13 protein-coding genes are annotated in these 16,042 nt (G+C 72.3%); 6 read left to right on the forward strand and 7 right to left on the reverse strand.

The window, feature by feature from the left end:
• Positions 1-10: 10 nt before the first annotated feature.
• Complete coding sequence (locus ACZ7CD_RS20565; RefSeq protein ID WP_360392510.1) at positions 11-475, reverse strand: SRPBCC family protein; 465 nt, start codon at positions 473-475, stop codon at positions 11-13.
• Positions 476-917: 442 nt separating this feature from the next.
• Between ACZ7CD_RS20565 and ACZ7CD_RS20570 the strand changes: the two genes are divergently transcribed.
• On the forward strand, positions 918-1,181 hold the full coding sequence (locus ACZ7CD_RS20570) for a hypothetical protein (protein WP_360392507.1): 264 nt from the start codon (positions 918-920) through the stop codon (positions 1,179-1,181).
• Between the two features lie 66 nt (positions 1,182-1,247).
• On the opposite strand, the gene ACZ7CD_RS20575 is transcribed toward ACZ7CD_RS20570, so the two are convergent.
• A complete protein-coding gene (locus ACZ7CD_RS20575) occupies positions 1,248-2,234 on the reverse strand; it encodes a PHP domain-containing protein (protein WP_470379501.1) in 987 nt (328 codons plus the stop codon).
• Here ACZ7CD_RS20575 and ACZ7CD_RS20580 point away from each other — a divergent pair.
• The 4 genes from ACZ7CD_RS20580 (at position 2,196) to ACZ7CD_RS20595 (ending at position 9,880) form a co-directional block, all read left to right on the forward strand.
• On the forward strand, positions 2,196-5,132 hold the full coding sequence (locus tag ACZ7CD_RS20580; protein WP_470379502.1) for an ATP-binding protein: 2,937 nt from the start codon (positions 2,196-2,198) through the stop codon (positions 5,130-5,132). The genes ACZ7CD_RS20575 and ACZ7CD_RS20580 overlap by 39 nt on opposite strands.
• A 113-nt stretch (positions 5,133-5,245) precedes the next feature.
• A complete protein-coding gene (locus tag ACZ7CD_RS20585) occupies positions 5,246-5,932 on the forward strand; it encodes a zinc-binding dehydrogenase (protein WP_360392502.1) in 687 nt (228 codons plus the stop codon).
• A complete protein-coding gene (locus tag ACZ7CD_RS20590) occupies positions 5,929-8,067 on the forward strand; it encodes a molybdopterin oxidoreductase family protein (protein WP_360392499.1) in 2,139 nt (712 codons plus the stop codon). Before ACZ7CD_RS20585 ends, ACZ7CD_RS20590 begins: the two co-directional genes overlap by 4 nt.
• A 31-nt stretch (positions 8,068-8,098) precedes the next feature.
• A complete protein-coding gene (locus tag ACZ7CD_RS20595; RefSeq protein WP_470379503.1) occupies positions 8,099-9,880 on the forward strand; it encodes an AMP-dependent synthetase/ligase in 1,782 nt (593 codons plus the stop codon).
• Positions 9,881-10,064: 184 nt separating this feature from the next.
• Here ACZ7CD_RS20595 and ACZ7CD_RS20600 read toward each other — a convergent pair whose 3' ends face one another.
• Positions 10,065-11,048 (reverse strand): LacI family DNA-binding transcriptional regulator, encoded by a 984-nt coding sequence (locus ACZ7CD_RS20600; protein WP_458430940.1) that lies wholly within the window; start codon positions 11,046-11,048, stop codon positions 10,065-10,067.
• 90 nt (positions 11,049-11,138) lie between these two features.
• The gene (locus tag ACZ7CD_RS20605; RefSeq protein ID WP_458430941.1) at positions 11,139-11,693 is read right to left on the reverse strand and encodes a TetR/AcrR family transcriptional regulator; all 555 of its coding nucleotides are present in this window, start codon (positions 11,691-11,693) and stop codon (positions 11,139-11,141) included.
• 103 nt (positions 11,694-11,796) lie between these two features.
• Between ACZ7CD_RS20605 and ACZ7CD_RS20610 the strand changes: the two genes are divergently transcribed.
• Positions 11,797-12,684, forward strand: coding sequence for an alpha/beta hydrolase family protein (locus tag ACZ7CD_RS20610; RefSeq protein WP_470379504.1), 888 nt, complete (start codon positions 11,797-11,799; stop codon positions 12,682-12,684).
• 88 nt (positions 12,685-12,772) lie between these two features.
• On the opposite strand, the gene araD is transcribed toward ACZ7CD_RS20610, so the two are convergent.
• From araD to ACZ7CD_RS20625, 3 genes are read right to left on the reverse strand one after another with little or no spacing between them, the layout of a single operon-like run.
• The gene (gene araD, locus ACZ7CD_RS20615; RefSeq protein WP_470379505.1) at positions 12,773-14,494 is read right to left on the reverse strand and encodes an L-arabinonate dehydratase; all 1,722 of its coding nucleotides are present in this window, start codon (positions 14,492-14,494) and stop codon (positions 12,773-12,775) included.
• The gene (locus ACZ7CD_RS20620) at positions 14,491-15,396 is read right to left on the reverse strand and encodes a dihydrodipicolinate synthase family protein (protein ID WP_470379506.1); all 906 of its coding nucleotides are present in this window, start codon (positions 15,394-15,396) and stop codon (positions 14,491-14,493) included. Before ACZ7CD_RS20620 ends, araD begins: the two co-directional genes overlap by 4 nt.
• A complete protein-coding gene (locus ACZ7CD_RS20625; protein WP_360392480.1) occupies positions 15,383-16,030 on the reverse strand; it encodes a GntR family transcriptional regulator in 648 nt (215 codons plus the stop codon). The genes ACZ7CD_RS20620 and ACZ7CD_RS20625 overlap by 14 nt, the downstream gene beginning before the upstream one ends.
• Between the last annotated feature and the right edge of the window lie 12 nt (positions 16,031-16,042).

A 16,042-nucleotide genomic window follows, 5' to 3' on the forward strand; every position in this document is an offset into this window, starting at 1 on the left:
GGCACCACGATCAGACCTGGGGCGGCGGCGTCACGTCGCCCCGCCACGCTCCGGTCTCGACACCGCGGTTCTCGATGAACTCCTTGAACCGCTTCAGGTCGCCCTCCACCCGGTGGCCGACGACGCCGAGCGCCGCTCCGGCCTTCTCGGTGATGGTCTCCGGGGTGAACTCCATCTGGACGTGTACCCGCGTCGTGTCGTTGTCGATCCGGTGGAACGTGACCACACCGGCCTGCGGCGTGCCCTCGACGGCAGTCCACGCGACGCGCTCGTCGGGGTGCTGCTCGGTGATCTCCGCGTCGAACTCGCGGACGACACCACCGATCTTCGTGGTCCAGTGGGTCCTGGTCGGCGTGATCTGGTCGATCTTCTCGACGCCGTCCATGAACGCCGGGAAGGATTCGAACTGGGTCCACTGGTTGTACGCCGTGCTCACCGGCACGTGGACGTCCACCGACTTCTCAATGGTGGTCACGAAACCTCCTCCTCAGATTGGGTCGTCGAAGGGTGAGTACCCGTCGCTCCCGGTGTTACACATCGGGATTAGTCCACTTCGGACGGTCACTCGGAGTGATGACGTGCGTGCTGTCCGCGCATCGCGACATCACCCGTGGACCGCGAGAGCATGCTTCCTTCGGGTGCAGATGGTTTTTCCGCTTCGCCCCAGGACGCGACATTCCGCCGGACGCTCGTCCGCGAGCCCGGCGACGCCGCCCGACCGGAGTCTCGCTGGTGGAGGACTTCTCCACCGCACGGAATTCCGAGTTCGAGAAGCCCTGCTGCCGGTGAACCGAACGGGTGATGGCGGCATCTGGTGCGGCGCGGTCGTGGCTAGTCTCGCCGTGAAACAGGGTTGCAGGAAGGGTGCAGCGGTGTTGACGTGCGTGGAAGTTCGCCGTGCCGCAGGAGGGCTCCGGTTGTTCGTCCGTCCCCCGGCCGCGGTGCGGTGGAGCACGCGGCTGGGGTACGAGCGGGTGTCGGAGCTGCTGGTCGCGATCCGCGCGGCCGAGTCGTGCTCGGTGCCGGACGTGGAGCTCACGTACGTGCCGGACCAGCGGACCGGCGAGGCCGAGCTGGCCTGCGCCGGTGGTTCCCTGGTGCTGGACGCCGCCGGGGTGTCGTCGCTGCACGACGCGCTGCGGGCGCACATGCCGGACCGGATGAGGCCGTTGCCGGTGTAGCGGTACGCGCTGGGCACCCTGGCGGTGCCCGGTGGGAGCCCAGTCACACGACCGGCGCGCGGCACCTCACCCGGCTGTCAGCAGCGCTGCCGGTCGGGTGTTGATCACGCTGTCCGGGTCGACCCCGCACTCCTGCGCCCGCGCGCAGCCGTAGCTCAGCCAGTCCAGCTGGCCGGGCGCGTGCGCGTCGCTGTCGATCGAGAACGTGCACCCGGCGTCGACCGCCAGCGACAGCAGCCGCCGCGGCGGGTCGAGCCGCTCCGGCCGTGAGTTGATCTCCACCGCGGTGCCGTGCTCGGCGCACGCCTCGAACACCCGCTCGGCGTCGAACTGCGACTCGGGCCGCCCCTTGCCGACGACGAGCCGTCCGGTGCAGTGGCCGAGGATGTCGACGTGCGGGTTCGCCACGGCCGTGAGCATCCGCTCGGTCATCTCCGCGCGCGGCATCCTGAGTTTCGAGTGGACGCTCGCGACCACGACGTCCAGCCGCTCCAACAGGTCGTCGTCCTGGTCGAGCGACCCGTCGTCGAGGATGTCGACCTCGATCCCGGTCAGCACGAGGAACGGCGCCAGCTCCGCGTTCAGCTCCGCCACGACGTCGAGCTGCTTCAGCAACCGCTCCCGCGACAGTCCGTTCGCGACGGTCAGCCGCGGCGAGTGGTCGGTCAGCACCATCCACTCGTGCCCGAGGTCGCGCGCCGCCTCCGCCATGTCCCTGATCGGGCTGCCGCCGTCGGACCAGTCGGAGTGCACGTGGCAGTCGCCCCGCAGCCGCGCCCGCAGCTCCTCGCCGCCGGTGAGGTCGACGTGGCGGAGCTTGGCGAGGTACCGCGGCTCCCGGTTCGCGAGGGCGTCGGCGACGACGCCGGCGGTGGACTTCCCGACGCCCTTCAGGTCGGTCAGCGTGCCGAGCCGCGCGCGTTCCTCGACGTCCTCCGGCGTGAGCTCGGCCAGCACGGCGGCCGCGTTGCGGAAGGCCTGGACGCGGTAGGTCGGCTCGCCCGCTCGTTCGAGGTGGAAGGCCACCTGCTTCAACGCCTTGACCGGATCCATACCCCCCTTCCTACCCCGTGCACCCGGCCCCGCAACCGGATCGCACCCGCCGTCCCGCCTCCGTGGAACACTGCGGAGCAGCCCTGCCCGACCCAGGAGGCCGTCATCCCCGACACTCCGCTGCGCGCCACCCCGCGGTTCTTCGGCCGCGCCGCCGAGCTGGACGCCGTCCTGACCTGCGTCGAGCACGCCCCGGCCACCGGCACGGTCGCGGTGGCGATCACCGGTGAACCGGGCATCGGCAAGACCAGCCTCCTCACCGAGCTCGCCCGCCGCCTGCGGGAACGCGGCTGCGGCGTCCTCACCTCCGCCTCCGACGTGCTGGGCAAGCGCATCCCGTACGGCGCGGTGCTCGCCGCGGTGCGGAGCCTCGACCCCGGCACCGGCACGCCGGCCGTCGGCGCGCACGCGGAAGCACTGGCGGCGCTGGAGGTCACCGACGACTCCGGTGCCTGGTTCGGGCGCGCCTGCGACCGGGTCGTGCGGTTGCTGACCGAGCTCACCGCCGCGCGGCCGGCGGCGTTGCTGGTCGACGACCTCGACCACGTCGACGACGACTCGCTGGCGTTGCTGGGGCTGGTGCTGCGGCGGGTGGCGGCGGCCCCGCTCGTGCTGGTCACCGCGAGCCGGTCGCACGTCGGCGAGCCGGGGGCGGAGCACCTGCTGGACCGGGTCGAGCAGCACGCGGAGGTCGTGCGGATCGAGCTGGCCCCGCTGCCGGACGCGGACGTCGCGCGGATCGTGGCGGCGGTGCTGCAGGCACCCGTGGACGAGGCACTGGCCAGGGAGGTCCAGCAGCGGGCCGACGGGAACCCGTTCTTCGTCACCGAGATCGCGCGGTCGCTGCGGGAACTCGACCTGGTGGCGCTCGACGGCGGGCGGGTGCGGCTGTCCGTGCCGCCGGACGCGATCCGGTTGACCCGGCGGGAGGCCGTTCTGCGCAGGGTGGCGCCGCTGGAGGACGACACGCGGGTGGTCGCGCGGGCCGTGTCGGTGTTCCGGCGCGTGCGGCTCGACCAGATCCCGTTGCTGGCGAGGGTCGCGTCGTTGCCGGAGCTCACGGTCGTCGAGGCGTTCGACGAGTTGCTGCGCGCGCACATCGTGGTGCACGACGACGAGCGCGGGTACCGGTTCTCGCACGCGTTGGTCGGCGAGGCGCTCTACCACGAGGTCGGCCCTGCCCAGCGCCGCCACCTGCACAGCCTGATCTCCGCGCGGCTGCTCGACGACCGCGCGCAGGGGTTGCCCGTCGACCTGCTGCAGCTCGCGTGGCACCTCGCCGAGTCCGCCGCGCCCGGTGACCGGGCCGCGGTCGCGGTGCTCGCCGAGGCCGCCGGCCTCGCGCGGTCCACGGCACCCGAGACGGCGGCGGCGCTGTGCGGGCGGGCGCTGCAGTTGTTGCCGCACAACGCACCCGAACGCGGTGAGCTGCTCGCGCTGCAGTGCAGGGTGCTCGCGCGGGCGTCCCGGCCCGCGCTCGCGGTCGGTCCCGGCCTGGCCGCGCTGGAGACCCTGCCGGCGGGGACGGAACGCGCCCGCGTCGCCACGGCCGTGATCTCCTCGCTGTTCTCCGTCGGGCGCATTGCCGAGGCGATGGAGCTGGCCGACCGCGAGGTGGCCGGCACCGGCGCGCCCGCGACGTTGCAGGCGCAGCGCGCGGTGCTGCTCGTCCACACCGGGCGGCACGCGGACGCGGCGGCCGAGGTGGCGCGGGTCGCGGCGGTGCCGGTCGGCTCACCGGCCGAGGGCGTGATCGTCAACGAGCACCTCGCGATGCTGACGTCGCTGCTGTTCCGCCACGACGAGACGGTCGACTACGCGAACCGCGCGCTGGCGTGCAGCGCGGGGCAGCCGATGCTGGAGCTGCAGGCGTTGTCGGTGTGCGCCTCGACCAGCGCGCTGACCGGGCTGGTGCACGACGCGTCGTGGCGGCTGCGGCGGGCCGAGGAGCTCGTCGACCAGGTGGGCTCGCACGGGTTCCGCGCCGAACGTGCCTCCGCCCGCGTGATGCTCGACTGGCTCGGCGGGCGCTGGGACGCGGCGCTCGACGGCATCGGCCGCTGGCGGGCCGACGTCGAGGCCGCGCGGGCCGACCAGGCGCTGGGCGTGCTGCAGGCGGTCGAGCTCTCGATCCGCACGTGGCGCGGTGAGCTGGACGTGGCCGCGCGGCTGGCGGAATTGCCCGCGCCGCGGTCGGTGAACATGGCGCGGCTGCACACCATCGCGCTGGCCGACCACCTCGTCGCCCGCGGTGCCGTCCAGGACGCCTGCGCGCTGCTGCTGACCGACGTCGGCGACCGGTTCGAGGCCCCCTACTCGTGCGTCCTCGTCGCGCGCACCATCGAGCTCGACCTGGACCGCGGCCGCACGGACAGCGCGCTCGACACCCTCGACCGGCTCACCGCCGTCTCGTCGCAGCGGGTGTCACCGTGGTCGCGCACGACCCTGCGGCGGGTCACCGGCCTGGTGCACCGCGATCCGGAGCCCGTGCGGGAGGCCGTGACCGAGGCCGCGCTGGGCGGGCTGGAGTTCGAGAAGGCCCGTGCGCAGCTGGCCCTCGGCGAGGTCACCGGCGACGAGGTGCCGGCGCTCGTGCAGGCGTACACGACGTTCCAGCGGCTCGGCGTCCACGGTCTGCGCCGCCGGGCGGGAACGCGCCTGCGGGCGTTGGGCGCCAAGGTGCCGCGAGCGCGGTCGAAGGCACCGGGGCTGCTCACCGAGGCCGAGGAGAACGTGGCGCGGCTGGTGCAGCAGGGGATGCGCAACCGGGACATCGCCGCCGCCCTGCACTACAGCCCGCGCACGGTCGAGGTCTACCTGTCCCGCGTCTACGCCAAGCTGCACGTGTCGTCGCGGCTGGAGCTCGCCCGCGTCCTGGACGCCCGGCAGCAGCGCTGAGCCGGGGTCCCAGCCGGGTGGTGGGCTCACCCGGCCGCACCGGGGCGCCGGTTCCTTAGCTGTTGTGGAAGCCGCACTACAGCCCGGCGCCGCGCACCCCTGAGATGGGGTTCATGCGCACAGCGGCGGCGGTCGACGAGGTCCGGGTCGAGGACGGTGGCCGTCGTGTCGTCGTCATCGCCGGCCGGGTGCACCTGCCCGTCCCCGCCGGTGTCACCGATGACGAAGCACTGGTGCTGGCCAGAGCGGGCACGACGGCGTGGCACCTCCTCCGCACGTGCGCGCACCTCGGGCCGGACGAGACGATCGTCGTGCACGACGCGATGAGCGAGGTCGGTGCGATAGCCGTCCAACTCGCGCGCAGCTTCGGAGCGGGCCGTGTGATCGCCACGGAATCGAGCGAGGACCGTCGGCGAACAGCGGTGGCGCTCGGCGCGGACGTCGCCGTCGACTCCGGCCGGGACGGTCTGGCCGCACGGCTCGTCCGGGCGAACGAGGACCAGCGGGTCGACGTCGTGCTCGACCCCGGCGGCGCGCTGGAGGCCTCCCTGGCCGCTCTGGCGCCGTTCGGGCGGGTCGTCTGCCACGGCCCCGACCAGGACGAGTCGGTGCACCTGACCGGGCTGCTCGGCGGTTCGCGCGCGGTCGTCGGCTTCCGCTTCGAGCACACCCTGCGCCGGCCCGACATGATTGCGGGGGCGGTCAGTGAGCTGTTCGGGTTGACCTCGGCAGGGCGCTTGCGCCCGGTGGCCGCCGATCGGTACGCGTTGGGGAAAAAAGCCGGACAAGGGGACGCATGAGCACCGTGTTCACGACCTGCCCGCTGTGCGAGGCGACGTGCGGGCTGGAGCTGACGGTCGACGGCGACCGCATCACGAAGGTGCGCGGTGACCGCGACGACGAGTTCAGCAGGGGCTTCATCTGCCCCAAGGGCGCTTCGCTGGGGGCGCTCGACGCCGACCCGGACCGCCTGCGGGCGCCGCTGGTCAAGCGGGACGGCGAGTTCGTCGAGGTCACGTGGGCCGAGGCGTTCGCGCACGTCGACGAGCGGCTGAAGGACTTCCCCGACCGCGACTCCGTGGCGATGTACCTGGGCAACCCCGTGGTGCACTCGCTCGCGGGCGGCCTGTACGCCGGACCGCTGCGCAAGGCGCTCGGCAGCCGCAACGTCTTCACCGCCAGCACCGTCGACCAGATGCCCAAGCAGGTCCAGTGCGGCCACATGTACGGCAGCGTCTTCTCGATCCCGGTGCCCGACATCGACCGCACCGACTTCATGCTCGTGCTGGGCGCGGACCCGTTCTCCTCCAACGGCAGCCTGTGGACGGTGCCGGACGTGCCGGGCCGGTTCCGCGAGCTGCAGCGGCGCGGCGGGTCGTTCGTCGTGGTCGACCCGCGCCGCAGCCGCACCGCTGCTGCCGCCGACCAGCACGTGGTGATCCGGCCGGGCACCGACGTGTTCCTGCTGCTGGCCCTCGTCCACGAGCTGTTCGCGCAGGACCTGGTCGACCTCAAGGACCTCGCGGAGCACGTCACCGACCACACCCGGGTCCGCGCGCTCGTCGCCGGCTTCGGCCCGGACGCCGTGGCGGAGCGCACCGGCGTGCCCGCGGCGACCATCCGCGCCCTGGCCCGGCAGCTCGCCGCTGCCGAGCGCGCCGCCGTCTACGGGCGCATCGGCACCACGACCGTCGAGTTCGGCACGGTCGCGTCGTGGGCGATCGACACGCTCAACGTCCTCACCGGCAACCTCGACCGGCCGGGCGGCGTGATGTGGCCGTTGCCCGCCCACACCCGGCGCGGCCCCGGACGGGGCAAGGGGTTCGGCGTCGGCCGCTGGCACAGCCGGGTCAAGGGCCACCCCGAGGTGATGGGGGAGTTCCCCGCCGTCACGATGGTCGACGAGATCGAGACGCCCGGCGAAGGCCAGGTGCGCGCGCTGTTCACGATCGGCGGCAACCCCGCGTTGTCGTTGCCGAACTCCGCACGCGTGAGCGACGCCCTCGCGTCGTTGGAGTTCATGGTCAGCGTCGACCCGTACCTCAACGAGACCACCCGACACGCGGACGTCATCCTGCCCACGCCGCCGCCGTCCCGGCGCGCGCACTACGACCTCGCGTTCTTCAGCAACTCCGTGCGCAACGTCGTGAAGTACTCGCGCGCACCGATCCCGCTGGAGGAGGACCGCGTCGACGAGGCGGACATCTTCTTCCGGCTCGCGACCATCCTCAGCGGGCTCGGCCCGGACGCCGACCTCGACGCGGTGGCCGCGGTCCAGCTCGCGGGGCTGAAGGAGAAGGCCGGCGCCGACTTCGAGCCAGAGGGGGAGACGCGCGAGGAACGCCTGCTGGACCTCAAGCTCCGCACCGGCGCGTACGGGGTGTCGTTGCGGCAGCTGCTGGAGAACCCGCACGGCATCGACCTCGGTCCGCTGACCCCGCGCCTGCCGGAGGTCCTGCGCACCGCGTCCGGCAAGGTCGAGCTCACCCCGCAGGCCGTCGTGGACGACCTGCCGCGCGTGCTCTCCGCGCTCACCGCGCCCGAGACCGACCTGGTCCTCGTGGGCCGCAGGCACCTGCGCACCAACAACTCCTGGATGCACAACGTGCCCGCGCTGGTGAAGGGCAAGCCGTTGTGCACGCTGCAGGTGAACCCCGCTGATGCCGAGCGGATCGGGCTGACCGACGGCGGCACCGCCCAGGTGACCTCCCGCGTCGGCAAGGTCGAGGTGCTCGTCGAGGTCACCGCCGACATCGCGCCCGGTGTCGTGTCGATGCCGCACGGCTGGGGCCACGACCAGCCCGGCACGCGGATGTCCGTGGCCCGCGAGCACGCCGGCGTGAACGTCAACCTCCTCACCGACGACCTCCGGATCGACCCGCTCTCCGGGACCGCCGTGCTCAACGGCACCCGCGTCCAGGTCGTTCCCGCCTGATCCCCCCACCCCGACGCGCGCAGGAGCCGCAATGACCGCAGGAGTCACCAGCCCGAACGCCCTGAAAGCCGTCCGCCGCACCGCCGACCTGCCGTTCCTCGCGGAGCAGGCGTACGGCGACGCGGTGGCGTGGCGGTACAAGGAGGACGGCCGGTGGCACCAGCGGACCTTCGCCGAGGTCGCGGAGCTGGTGCTGGAGCTCGCGTCCGGGTTCGTCCACGCGGGACTGTCCTCCGGGGACCGGGTGTGCGTGCTCGCCGGCACCCGGTACGAGTGGGTGGCGGTCGAGCTGGCCGTGCTGGCGGCGGGCGGCATCGTCGTGCCGATCTACCCGTCCAGCACGCCGGAGGAGATCGCCTGGGTGATCGGCGACTCCGGTGCGTCCGTCGTGGTCGCCGAGAACGAGGAGCAGTGCGCCAAGGTCGAGGCGGTGCGCGGTGAGCTGCCCGAGCTGCGCGCGGTGTTCACGATCGAGCCCGCCGGCGACCGGCCGACGGTGGCGCAGCTGGGCGACACCGGCCGCACCTCGCCGCTGGCCGCCGAGCTCGACTCCCGCCGCGCGGCGGTCCACCCGGACGACCCGAGCCTGATCATCTACACCTCCGGCACCACCGGCCCGCCCAAGGGGTGCGTGCTGACCAGCGGCAACTGGGTCGCCCTGTGCCTGCTGGCCGAGGAGACCCGGATCGACGCCATGCAGGGCACGGTCTACCTGTTCCTGCCGCTGGCGCACGTCTTCGCGCAGATCGTCATGTTCAGCACGATGTACCGCGGCGGCGAGCTCGCCTACTTCGGCGGCGACATGAAGGCGGTCATCCCCGAGCTCGCCGAGGTCAGGCCGACGTTCCTGCCGTCGGTGCCGCGGATCTTCGAGAAGATCTACACGTTCGTCACGTCGGCCGTCGAGCCCGCGCAACTGTCCCAGGCGGTCGCGCTGGGCCTGGAGGTGCGGCGCCGCAGGGCCGCGGGCGAACCGGTGCCCGCCGAGATGGCGGCGGCGTTCGAGCAGGTCGACGCGCTGTTCGCGAACGTGCGCGCGGTGTTCGGCGGCCGGCTGGAACAGGCGCTGTCCGGTGCCGCGCCGATCTCCACCGAGGTGCTGCGGTTCTTCCACGCGGCCGGGGTGCCGGTGCTGGAGGGCTACGGCATGACCGAGTCGACCGCGATCGGCACCATCAACACCTTGGAGCGCTTCAAGCTCGGCTCGGTCGGTGCCACCGGCATCGCGGGGCTGGAGATGCGGCTGGGGGAGGACGGCGAGCTGCTGATGCGCGGTCCGCACGTGTTCGCGGGCTACTGGCGCAACCCCGAGGCGACGGCGGAGACCATCGAGGACGGTTGGCTGCACACCGGCGACCTCGGCGAGATCGACGAGGACGGTTTCGTGACGATCACCGGGCGCAAGAAGGACATCATCATCACCGCGGGCGGCAAGAACATCGCGCCCGCCAACGTGGAGAACGCCCTGCGCCAGTCCCGGTGGATCTCGCACGCGGTGCTGTACGGCGACCGCAAACCGTACTGTGTGGCTCTGATCACACTGGACGCGGACGAGATCGGTCCGTGGGCGGCGTCGCGTGGACTTCCCGGCGACGTCGAGTCACTGGTGGCTCACCCGGACGTGCGCGCGCTCGTGCAGGAAGTCGTCGACGAAGCGAACTCGCACTTCGCCGGTGTTTCCCAGGTGAAGAAGTTCGTGCTGCTGGCAAGGGATCTGTCGCAGGAGGAAGGTGAGCTCACGCCCACGTTGAAGGTCAAGCGGTCCGTGGTGCACCGCCTTCACTCCCCGTTGTACGAAGGTCTCTACGCGTAACCCGTACGTACGAGAAATCCAAAAACAGGTACATCCACCCTGGCTTTCTTCCCGATCCCAGGGCAGAGTGGTGCACCAGCGGCGCACGGCCCCCTCCCCCCTCGGGCCCAGCCGCTCTCGCGGCCCCGGCTTTCGGCGCACTCCCCCCAGGCGCTGGCCGGGGCCGCCTTTTGCTTGCCGGGCCCTACTTCTTCGGCGGTGTGGTGGTCCCGCGCACGATCAGCTGCGTGCCGAGCACGACCTGCGGCACCTCGTCGTGGTCGGAGTCGAACCAGTCCAGCAGCAGGTTCACCGCGGTCCGCCCGGCCTGTGCGACGGGCATCGCGACGGTGGAGAGCGCGGGCGAGCACAGCGCCGCGTAGGTGAGGTCGTCGAACCCGGTCACCGACACCTCGCCCGGCACGGAGATCCCGCGGTCCCGCAACCGCGCCAGCACCCCGAGCGCCATGATGTCGTTGTAGGCGACCACCGCCGTCGTGTCCGCCGCCACCGCCAGGTCCGCCGCCTGCAACCCGCCCTCGTACCGCGGGGCGAACGGCCCGAGGTCGACGAGCTCGATCCCGTGCCGCGCCACCGCTGTCAGCAGCCCGCGCCGGCGCTCCTGGTTGGACCACGACGTGCGCGGCCCGTTGAGGTAGGCGATCCGCCGGTGTCCCAACGCGACCAGGTGGTCGACGACCGCCTGCATCCCGCCCGCCGAGTCCATCAGCACCGACGGCACCCCGGGCAGCCTCCGGTTCAGCAGCACCAGCGACGTCGCCCCGGCCACCTCGTAGACCTGCGAGTCCTCCAGTCCCGGCGCGCACAGCACGACCCCGTCCACCTGCTTGGCCATCGCGTGCACCAGCCGCGCCTCGGCCACCGGGTCCTCGTCGCTGTCGGCCACGAACACCGCGTAGTCCGCCTGCAAAGCCCGCGCCTGCACCGCTTTCAGCACACCGGTGAAGAACGGGTTGTCGAGGTCCGGCACGACGATGCCGATGTTGCCCGTCTTGCCGGTGATCAACCCCCGTGCCGCGCGGTTGGGCTGGTACCCCAGCTCCGCGGCGGCGGCCAGCACCCGCGACCGGGTCTCCGGGCGCACCAGCTCGGGTGAGGTCAGCGCGCGCGACACGGTGGCGACCGACACGTGCGCCCTGCGTGCCACGTCGCGGATGGTGACTGCCACTGGTACCTCGCCCTCAGCTGCCGGTTGGGCCCATCATGACGGGTGCGCAGGGCGGTCGGCGTCAAGTCCCGGCGGGGGCGGTGCGGGGAGTCAGGTCCGGCGGAGCCCGTCCAGCAGCAGCGCGATCAGCCGCCGCGGGTCGTACCGCTCGTCGGCCTGCCCGATGCACAGGTTCCCGATGCCGCGCATCAGCTCGTACGGCTGGACGTCCCCGCGAACCTCCCCGGCGTCGGCCGCCGCGGTCAGCAGCGCGTGGCACACCGGCCCGAGCGTGTCCAGGAAGTAGGCGTGCAGCGAGGCGAACCCGCTGTCGTCGGACTGCAGCGCCTGCGCCAGGCCGTGCTTGGTCACCAGGAAGTCGACGAACAGGTCGACCCACCGTCGCAATGCGACGAACGCGGAGTCCGCGGCGGCCAGCAGTTCCGGGCCCGCCGCCGCGCACGACTCGACCTGGTGGCGGTAGACGGCCACGACGAGGTCTGCGCGGGTGGGGAAGTGGCGGTAGATCGTGCCCATGCCGACGCCGGCCTCGGCCGCGATCTCCCTGATCGGGGCGTCGACGCCGGAACGGACGAACACGGCCGCCGCGGCGGCGAGCAGGGTCTGCTCGTTGCGCACGGCGTCGGACCGCTTGCGTGGTGGCACGGCACTCCTCTCCGAGGCACGGTTGACAAAGCGGAACAGTGCTCCGTATCGTTCCGGAACGTCGCTCCGATTACGCGGCTGAAGCTTACTCGAAGGGAAACCCATGACCGTCCTCACGGTGAGCCCCGTCGTGCTCCAGATCCCCGGCAGGCCCGTCGACCTGCAGTTGAAGGTCTCCGCGCCGACCGAGGGCACCGCGCTGCCGATCATCCTGCTGTCGCACGGGCAGGGCTACTCGAACCACCTGTCCTCGCTGCACGGCTACGCGCCGCTGGCCGACCACTGGGCCGAGCAGGGCTTCGTCGTCCTGCAGCCGACGCACCTCAGCTCCCGCACCCTGGACCTGCCCGCGGACACGCCGGGGGCACCGCTGTTCTGGCGTTCCAGGGCCGAGGACCTGTCGCACCTGCTCGACCGGCTCGACGAGGTCGTCAAGGCCGTGCCGCAGCTGCAGGGTCGCCTCGACACCGGCCGCGTCGCCGTCGTCGGGCACTCCATGGGCGGCCACACCGCGAGCCTGCTGCTCGGCATGACCACCGAGGGCGTCAGCCTCAGGGACGAGCGGGTCAGGGCCGGCGTCCTGCTCGCCGCGACCGGCGGTGGTGACGCGCTGACCGACTTCGTCAAGGAGCACTACGGGTTCATGGCCACCACGGACTTCACGGGCATGACCACCCCTGCGCTCGTGGTGGCCGGGGACAACGACGGCTCCGAGCACCTCACCACCGCCGGTCCGTCGTGGCACGCCGACCCGTACCACCTGGCACCCGGCCGCAAGGCGCTGCTCACGCTCGCCGGCGGCGAGCACGGTCTCGGTGGCGTCTCCGGCTACGACGTCGCCGAGACCACCGACGAGAACCCGCAGCGCCTGCAGGCGGTCCGCGAGCTCGTGGTGGCCTACCTGCGCACCGAGCTCTACGGCATGAACGACTGGCAGGACGCCCAGAACCGCCTCCCGGCCGCCCTCGGCACCATCGTCTCCAAGCCCTGACCCCCCTGCCCGGAAGCGCTGTTGGTAGTGGAAAAGTGCCTGTTGATGTTGAGTTGGTGGTACTTGCGGATGCCGGCGGAGCAGGGGGTCAGTGGGCGTTCGGGTCGGGGGTGGTGCCGGGGCGGGCCAGGAACTCGAAGTCGCAGCCCTCGTTCGCCTGCGTGATGTGCTCGTAGTAGAGAGCGCCGTACCCGCGTTCGAACGTCGGCGCCGGCGGAACCCAGGCGGCCCGCCGCCGGTCCAGCTCCTCGTCGGGGAGCTCGACGCGCAGCACCCGCGCCTCGACGTCCAGCGTCACGAGGTCGCCGTCGTGCACCAACGCCAGCGGCCCGCCGACGTGGGCCTCCGGTGCGACGTGCAGAACGCAGGCACCGTAGGAAGTTCCGCTCATCCGGGCGTCCGACACGCGGACCATGTCCCGGACACCCCGCCGCAGCAGCTTGTCCGGGATCGGCAGCATCCCGTACTCGGGCATGCCGGGCCCGCCCTTCGGGCCGGCTCCCGCGAGCACGATCACCGAGTCCTCCGCGACCTCCAGCGAGGGCGAGTCGATGCGCGCCCGCAGGTCCTCGTACCCGTGGAACACCACGGCGGGACCGGTGTGCTTGCACAGCGCGGGGTCCGCCGCCACGTACTTGATCACCGCACCGTCCGGCGCGAGGTTGCCGCGCAGCACCGCGAGCCCGCCCTCGGGTGAGATCGGGTCGTCGAGCGGCCGGATCACCGACGGGTCGTGCACCTCGGCACCGTCGAGGTCCTCGCCGAACGTGCGGCCGGTGACAGTGGTCCGGTCCAGGTGCAGGGTGTCCCTCAACCGCGACAGCAGCCCGCGCAGCCCACCGGCGTAGTGGAAGTCCTCCATGAGGTGCTCGCCGGCGGGCTGCACGGACGCGAGCACCGGAACCTCGCGCGACAGCCGGTCGAAGTCGGTCAGCGACAACGGGATTCCGGACCGCCCGGCCATCGCGATCAGGTGGATGCACGAGTTCGTCGACCCGCCGAGCGCCAGCACGGTGCGCACCGCGTCCTCGTAGGCCTCGCGCGACAGCACGTCGCCGATCGCCAGTCCTTCCCCGACCATCTCGACGACGCGCAGACCGGCGGCGGCCGCCATCCGGTGGTGCGCCGAGTCCACGGCCGGGATCGACGACGCACCGGGCAGCGTGAGGCCGAGCGCCTCCGCCGCCGCGGTCATCGTCGACGCCGTGCCCATCGTCATGCACGTGCCGGGGGAGCGGGCGAGCCCTGACTGGATCTCCGCCCAGTCGGCGTCCGTGATCGTCCCCGCGCGCTTCTCGTCCCAGAACCGCCACATGTCGGTGCCGGAGGCGAGCCGCTGCCCGCGCCAGTTCCCGCGCAGCATCGGCCCGGCCGGCACGAAGATCGCGGGCAGACCGGCGGAGGCCGCCCCCATCAGCAACGCCGGCGTGGTCTTGTCGCACCCGCCCATCAGCACCGCGCCGTCGACCGGGTAGGAGCGGAGGATCTCCTCCACCTCCATGGACAGCATGTTGCGGTACAGCATGGGCGTCGGTTTCTGGTACGTCTCCGACAGCGTGGACACCGGGAACTCCACCGGGTACCCGCCCGCCTGCCACACGCCGCGTTCGACCTGCTGCGCGCGCTCCCGCAGATGCATGTGGCACGGGTTGATGCCGCTCCACGTGTTCAGGATCGCGATGACCGGCTTGCCGAGGTGCTCCTGCGCGTTCAGCCCGAGCTGGCGCATCCGGGCGTTGTGCGAGAACGCCCGCAGCCCCTCGCCCTCGAACCACGCGGCGCTGCGCAACCTCCTCCCGGAAGGCGTCACAGCAGGCTCCACGAGTTCAGCACCACACCCACGGCCGACCGGCCTGCCTCGTCCAGCACGCTCGCGGGCGGGCGCACGTCCCGGCGGCACACACCCAGCTGCGCCAGCGCTTCCTTCACCACGGACACGTTGTTCGCCGACCCGTCCGCCGCCCGCAGCTCCTCGAACCCGCGCACGAACTCCCAGAGCTGCATCGCCGCACCGGGCTCACCGGCCTGCAGGCAGCGCAGCAGCTGCACCGCCAGCTGCGGGGACACGTTCGCGAGCCCCGAGGTGAAACCCGTTGCGCCGACGGCGAAGCAGGCCGGTGCGGACAGCTCCGCGAGCCCCGCCACCCAGGTCAGCCGGTCCAGGCCCGCGTCCCGCGCCACCGCGGCGAACCGCACCGGGTCCGGCACCGCGTACTTCACGCCCACCACGTTCGGGCACGCGTCCGCGAGCGCGGCGATCTGCTCGCCGCCGATCCGCGGGTCCCGCACGTACGGCACCACGCTCAGCTCGGGCACGGCGTCCGCGATCACCCGGTGGTAGCCGACCCACCCCTCCAGCGACAGGTACGGGTGCACCGGCTGGTGGACCATGACCCCGTTCGAGCCGTGCGCGTCGGCGAACCGGGCGGCCCGCACGGCGGTGTCCAGGTCGTGCCCGACACCGGCGAGCACCGAGGCCCGTCCGGCGGCGGTGTCGACGGTGACCCGCAGCACGCGTTCGGTCTCCGCCGGGGACAACGCGTAGAACTCGCCGGTGTTGCCGTTCGGCGTGACGACGGTGATCCCGCCGTCGACCACCCGGTCGACCACGGTCGCGCAGGCCTTCTCGTCCACGGCCCCCTCGGCGTCGAACGGCGTCACCGTGACCGCCACGACGGACGCGAGCTGTTCGGACAGGTCATCGAACGACATCGGCGAGCTCCTGGGTCACTCGGTCGGCGAACGTCTTCAGGTGGTCGCGCAGCAGCACGGCGGCGCGGCTGCTCTCACCGGCCACGGCGGCGGCGAGGACGGCGCGGTGCTCGGCGGCCTCGGCCTCCCAGGTCGGGCGGATGCCCCACCCGGCGACGGTGACGAGCGCCGCCTGGTCGTGCAGCCCGTCGAGGATCTGCACCATCAGCGGGTTGCCGCAGCCGGCGTAGAGGGCGCGGTGGAACCGCCGGTTGGCGAGGCTGCGGCGCGCGAGGTCGCCGGTGTCCTCCAGCGCGAGCCCGGCCTCCTCGAACGACGCCCCGAGCACCACCGCGCGGCGCAGCGCCTCGGGTTCCAGCTGCACCCGCACGTCGTACACCGCGGTGGCCAGCGCGGCGTCGACCGTGCGCACGGCGACGCCCTTGTACGGGCTCTGGACGACCAGCCCGGACCCGGCCAGGGTCTTCAACGCCTCCCGCACCGGCGTCTTCGACACGCTCAGCCACGCGGCGAGATCTGTTTCCACGAGCGGCTGACCGGGCTTCAGCTTTCCGTTGAGAATCGCTTCTTTGATCGATTCCAGAACGAAGTCCGTGCGCGACGCGGGAGGTGCTCCCGGTCGGTCATATATCATATATGACACCGT

This window comes from Lentzea sp. NPDC036949, assembly GCF_055608075.1.

Coding starts and splice junctions, on each gene's coding strand:
- ACZ7CD_RS20575 (WP_470379501.1), bottom strand. CDS start 2,234: ATGGATCCGGTCAAGGCGTTGAAGCAGGTGGCCTTCCACCTCGAACGA.
- ACZ7CD_RS20585 (WP_360392502.1), top strand. CDS start 5,246: ATGCGCACAGCGGCGGCGGTCGACGAGGTCCGGGTCGAGGACGGTGGC.
- ACZ7CD_RS20590 (WP_360392499.1), top strand. CDS start 5,929: ATGAGCACCGTGTTCACGACCTGCCCGCTGTGCGAGGCGACGTGCGGG.
- ACZ7CD_RS20595 (WP_470379503.1), top strand. CDS start 8,099: ATGACCGCAGGAGTCACCAGCCCGAACGCCCTGAAAGCCGTCCGCCGC.
- ACZ7CD_RS20610 (WP_470379504.1), top strand. CDS start 11,797: ATGACCGTCCTCACGGTGAGCCCCGTCGTGCTCCAGATCCCCGGCAGG.
- ACZ7CD_RS20620 (WP_470379506.1), bottom strand. CDS start 15,396: ATGTCGTTCGATGACCTGTCCGAACAGCTCGCGTCCGTCGTGGCGGTC.
- ACZ7CD_RS20625 (WP_360392480.1), bottom strand. CDS start 16,030: ATGATATATGACCGACCGGGAGCACCTCCCGCGTCGCGCACGGACTTC.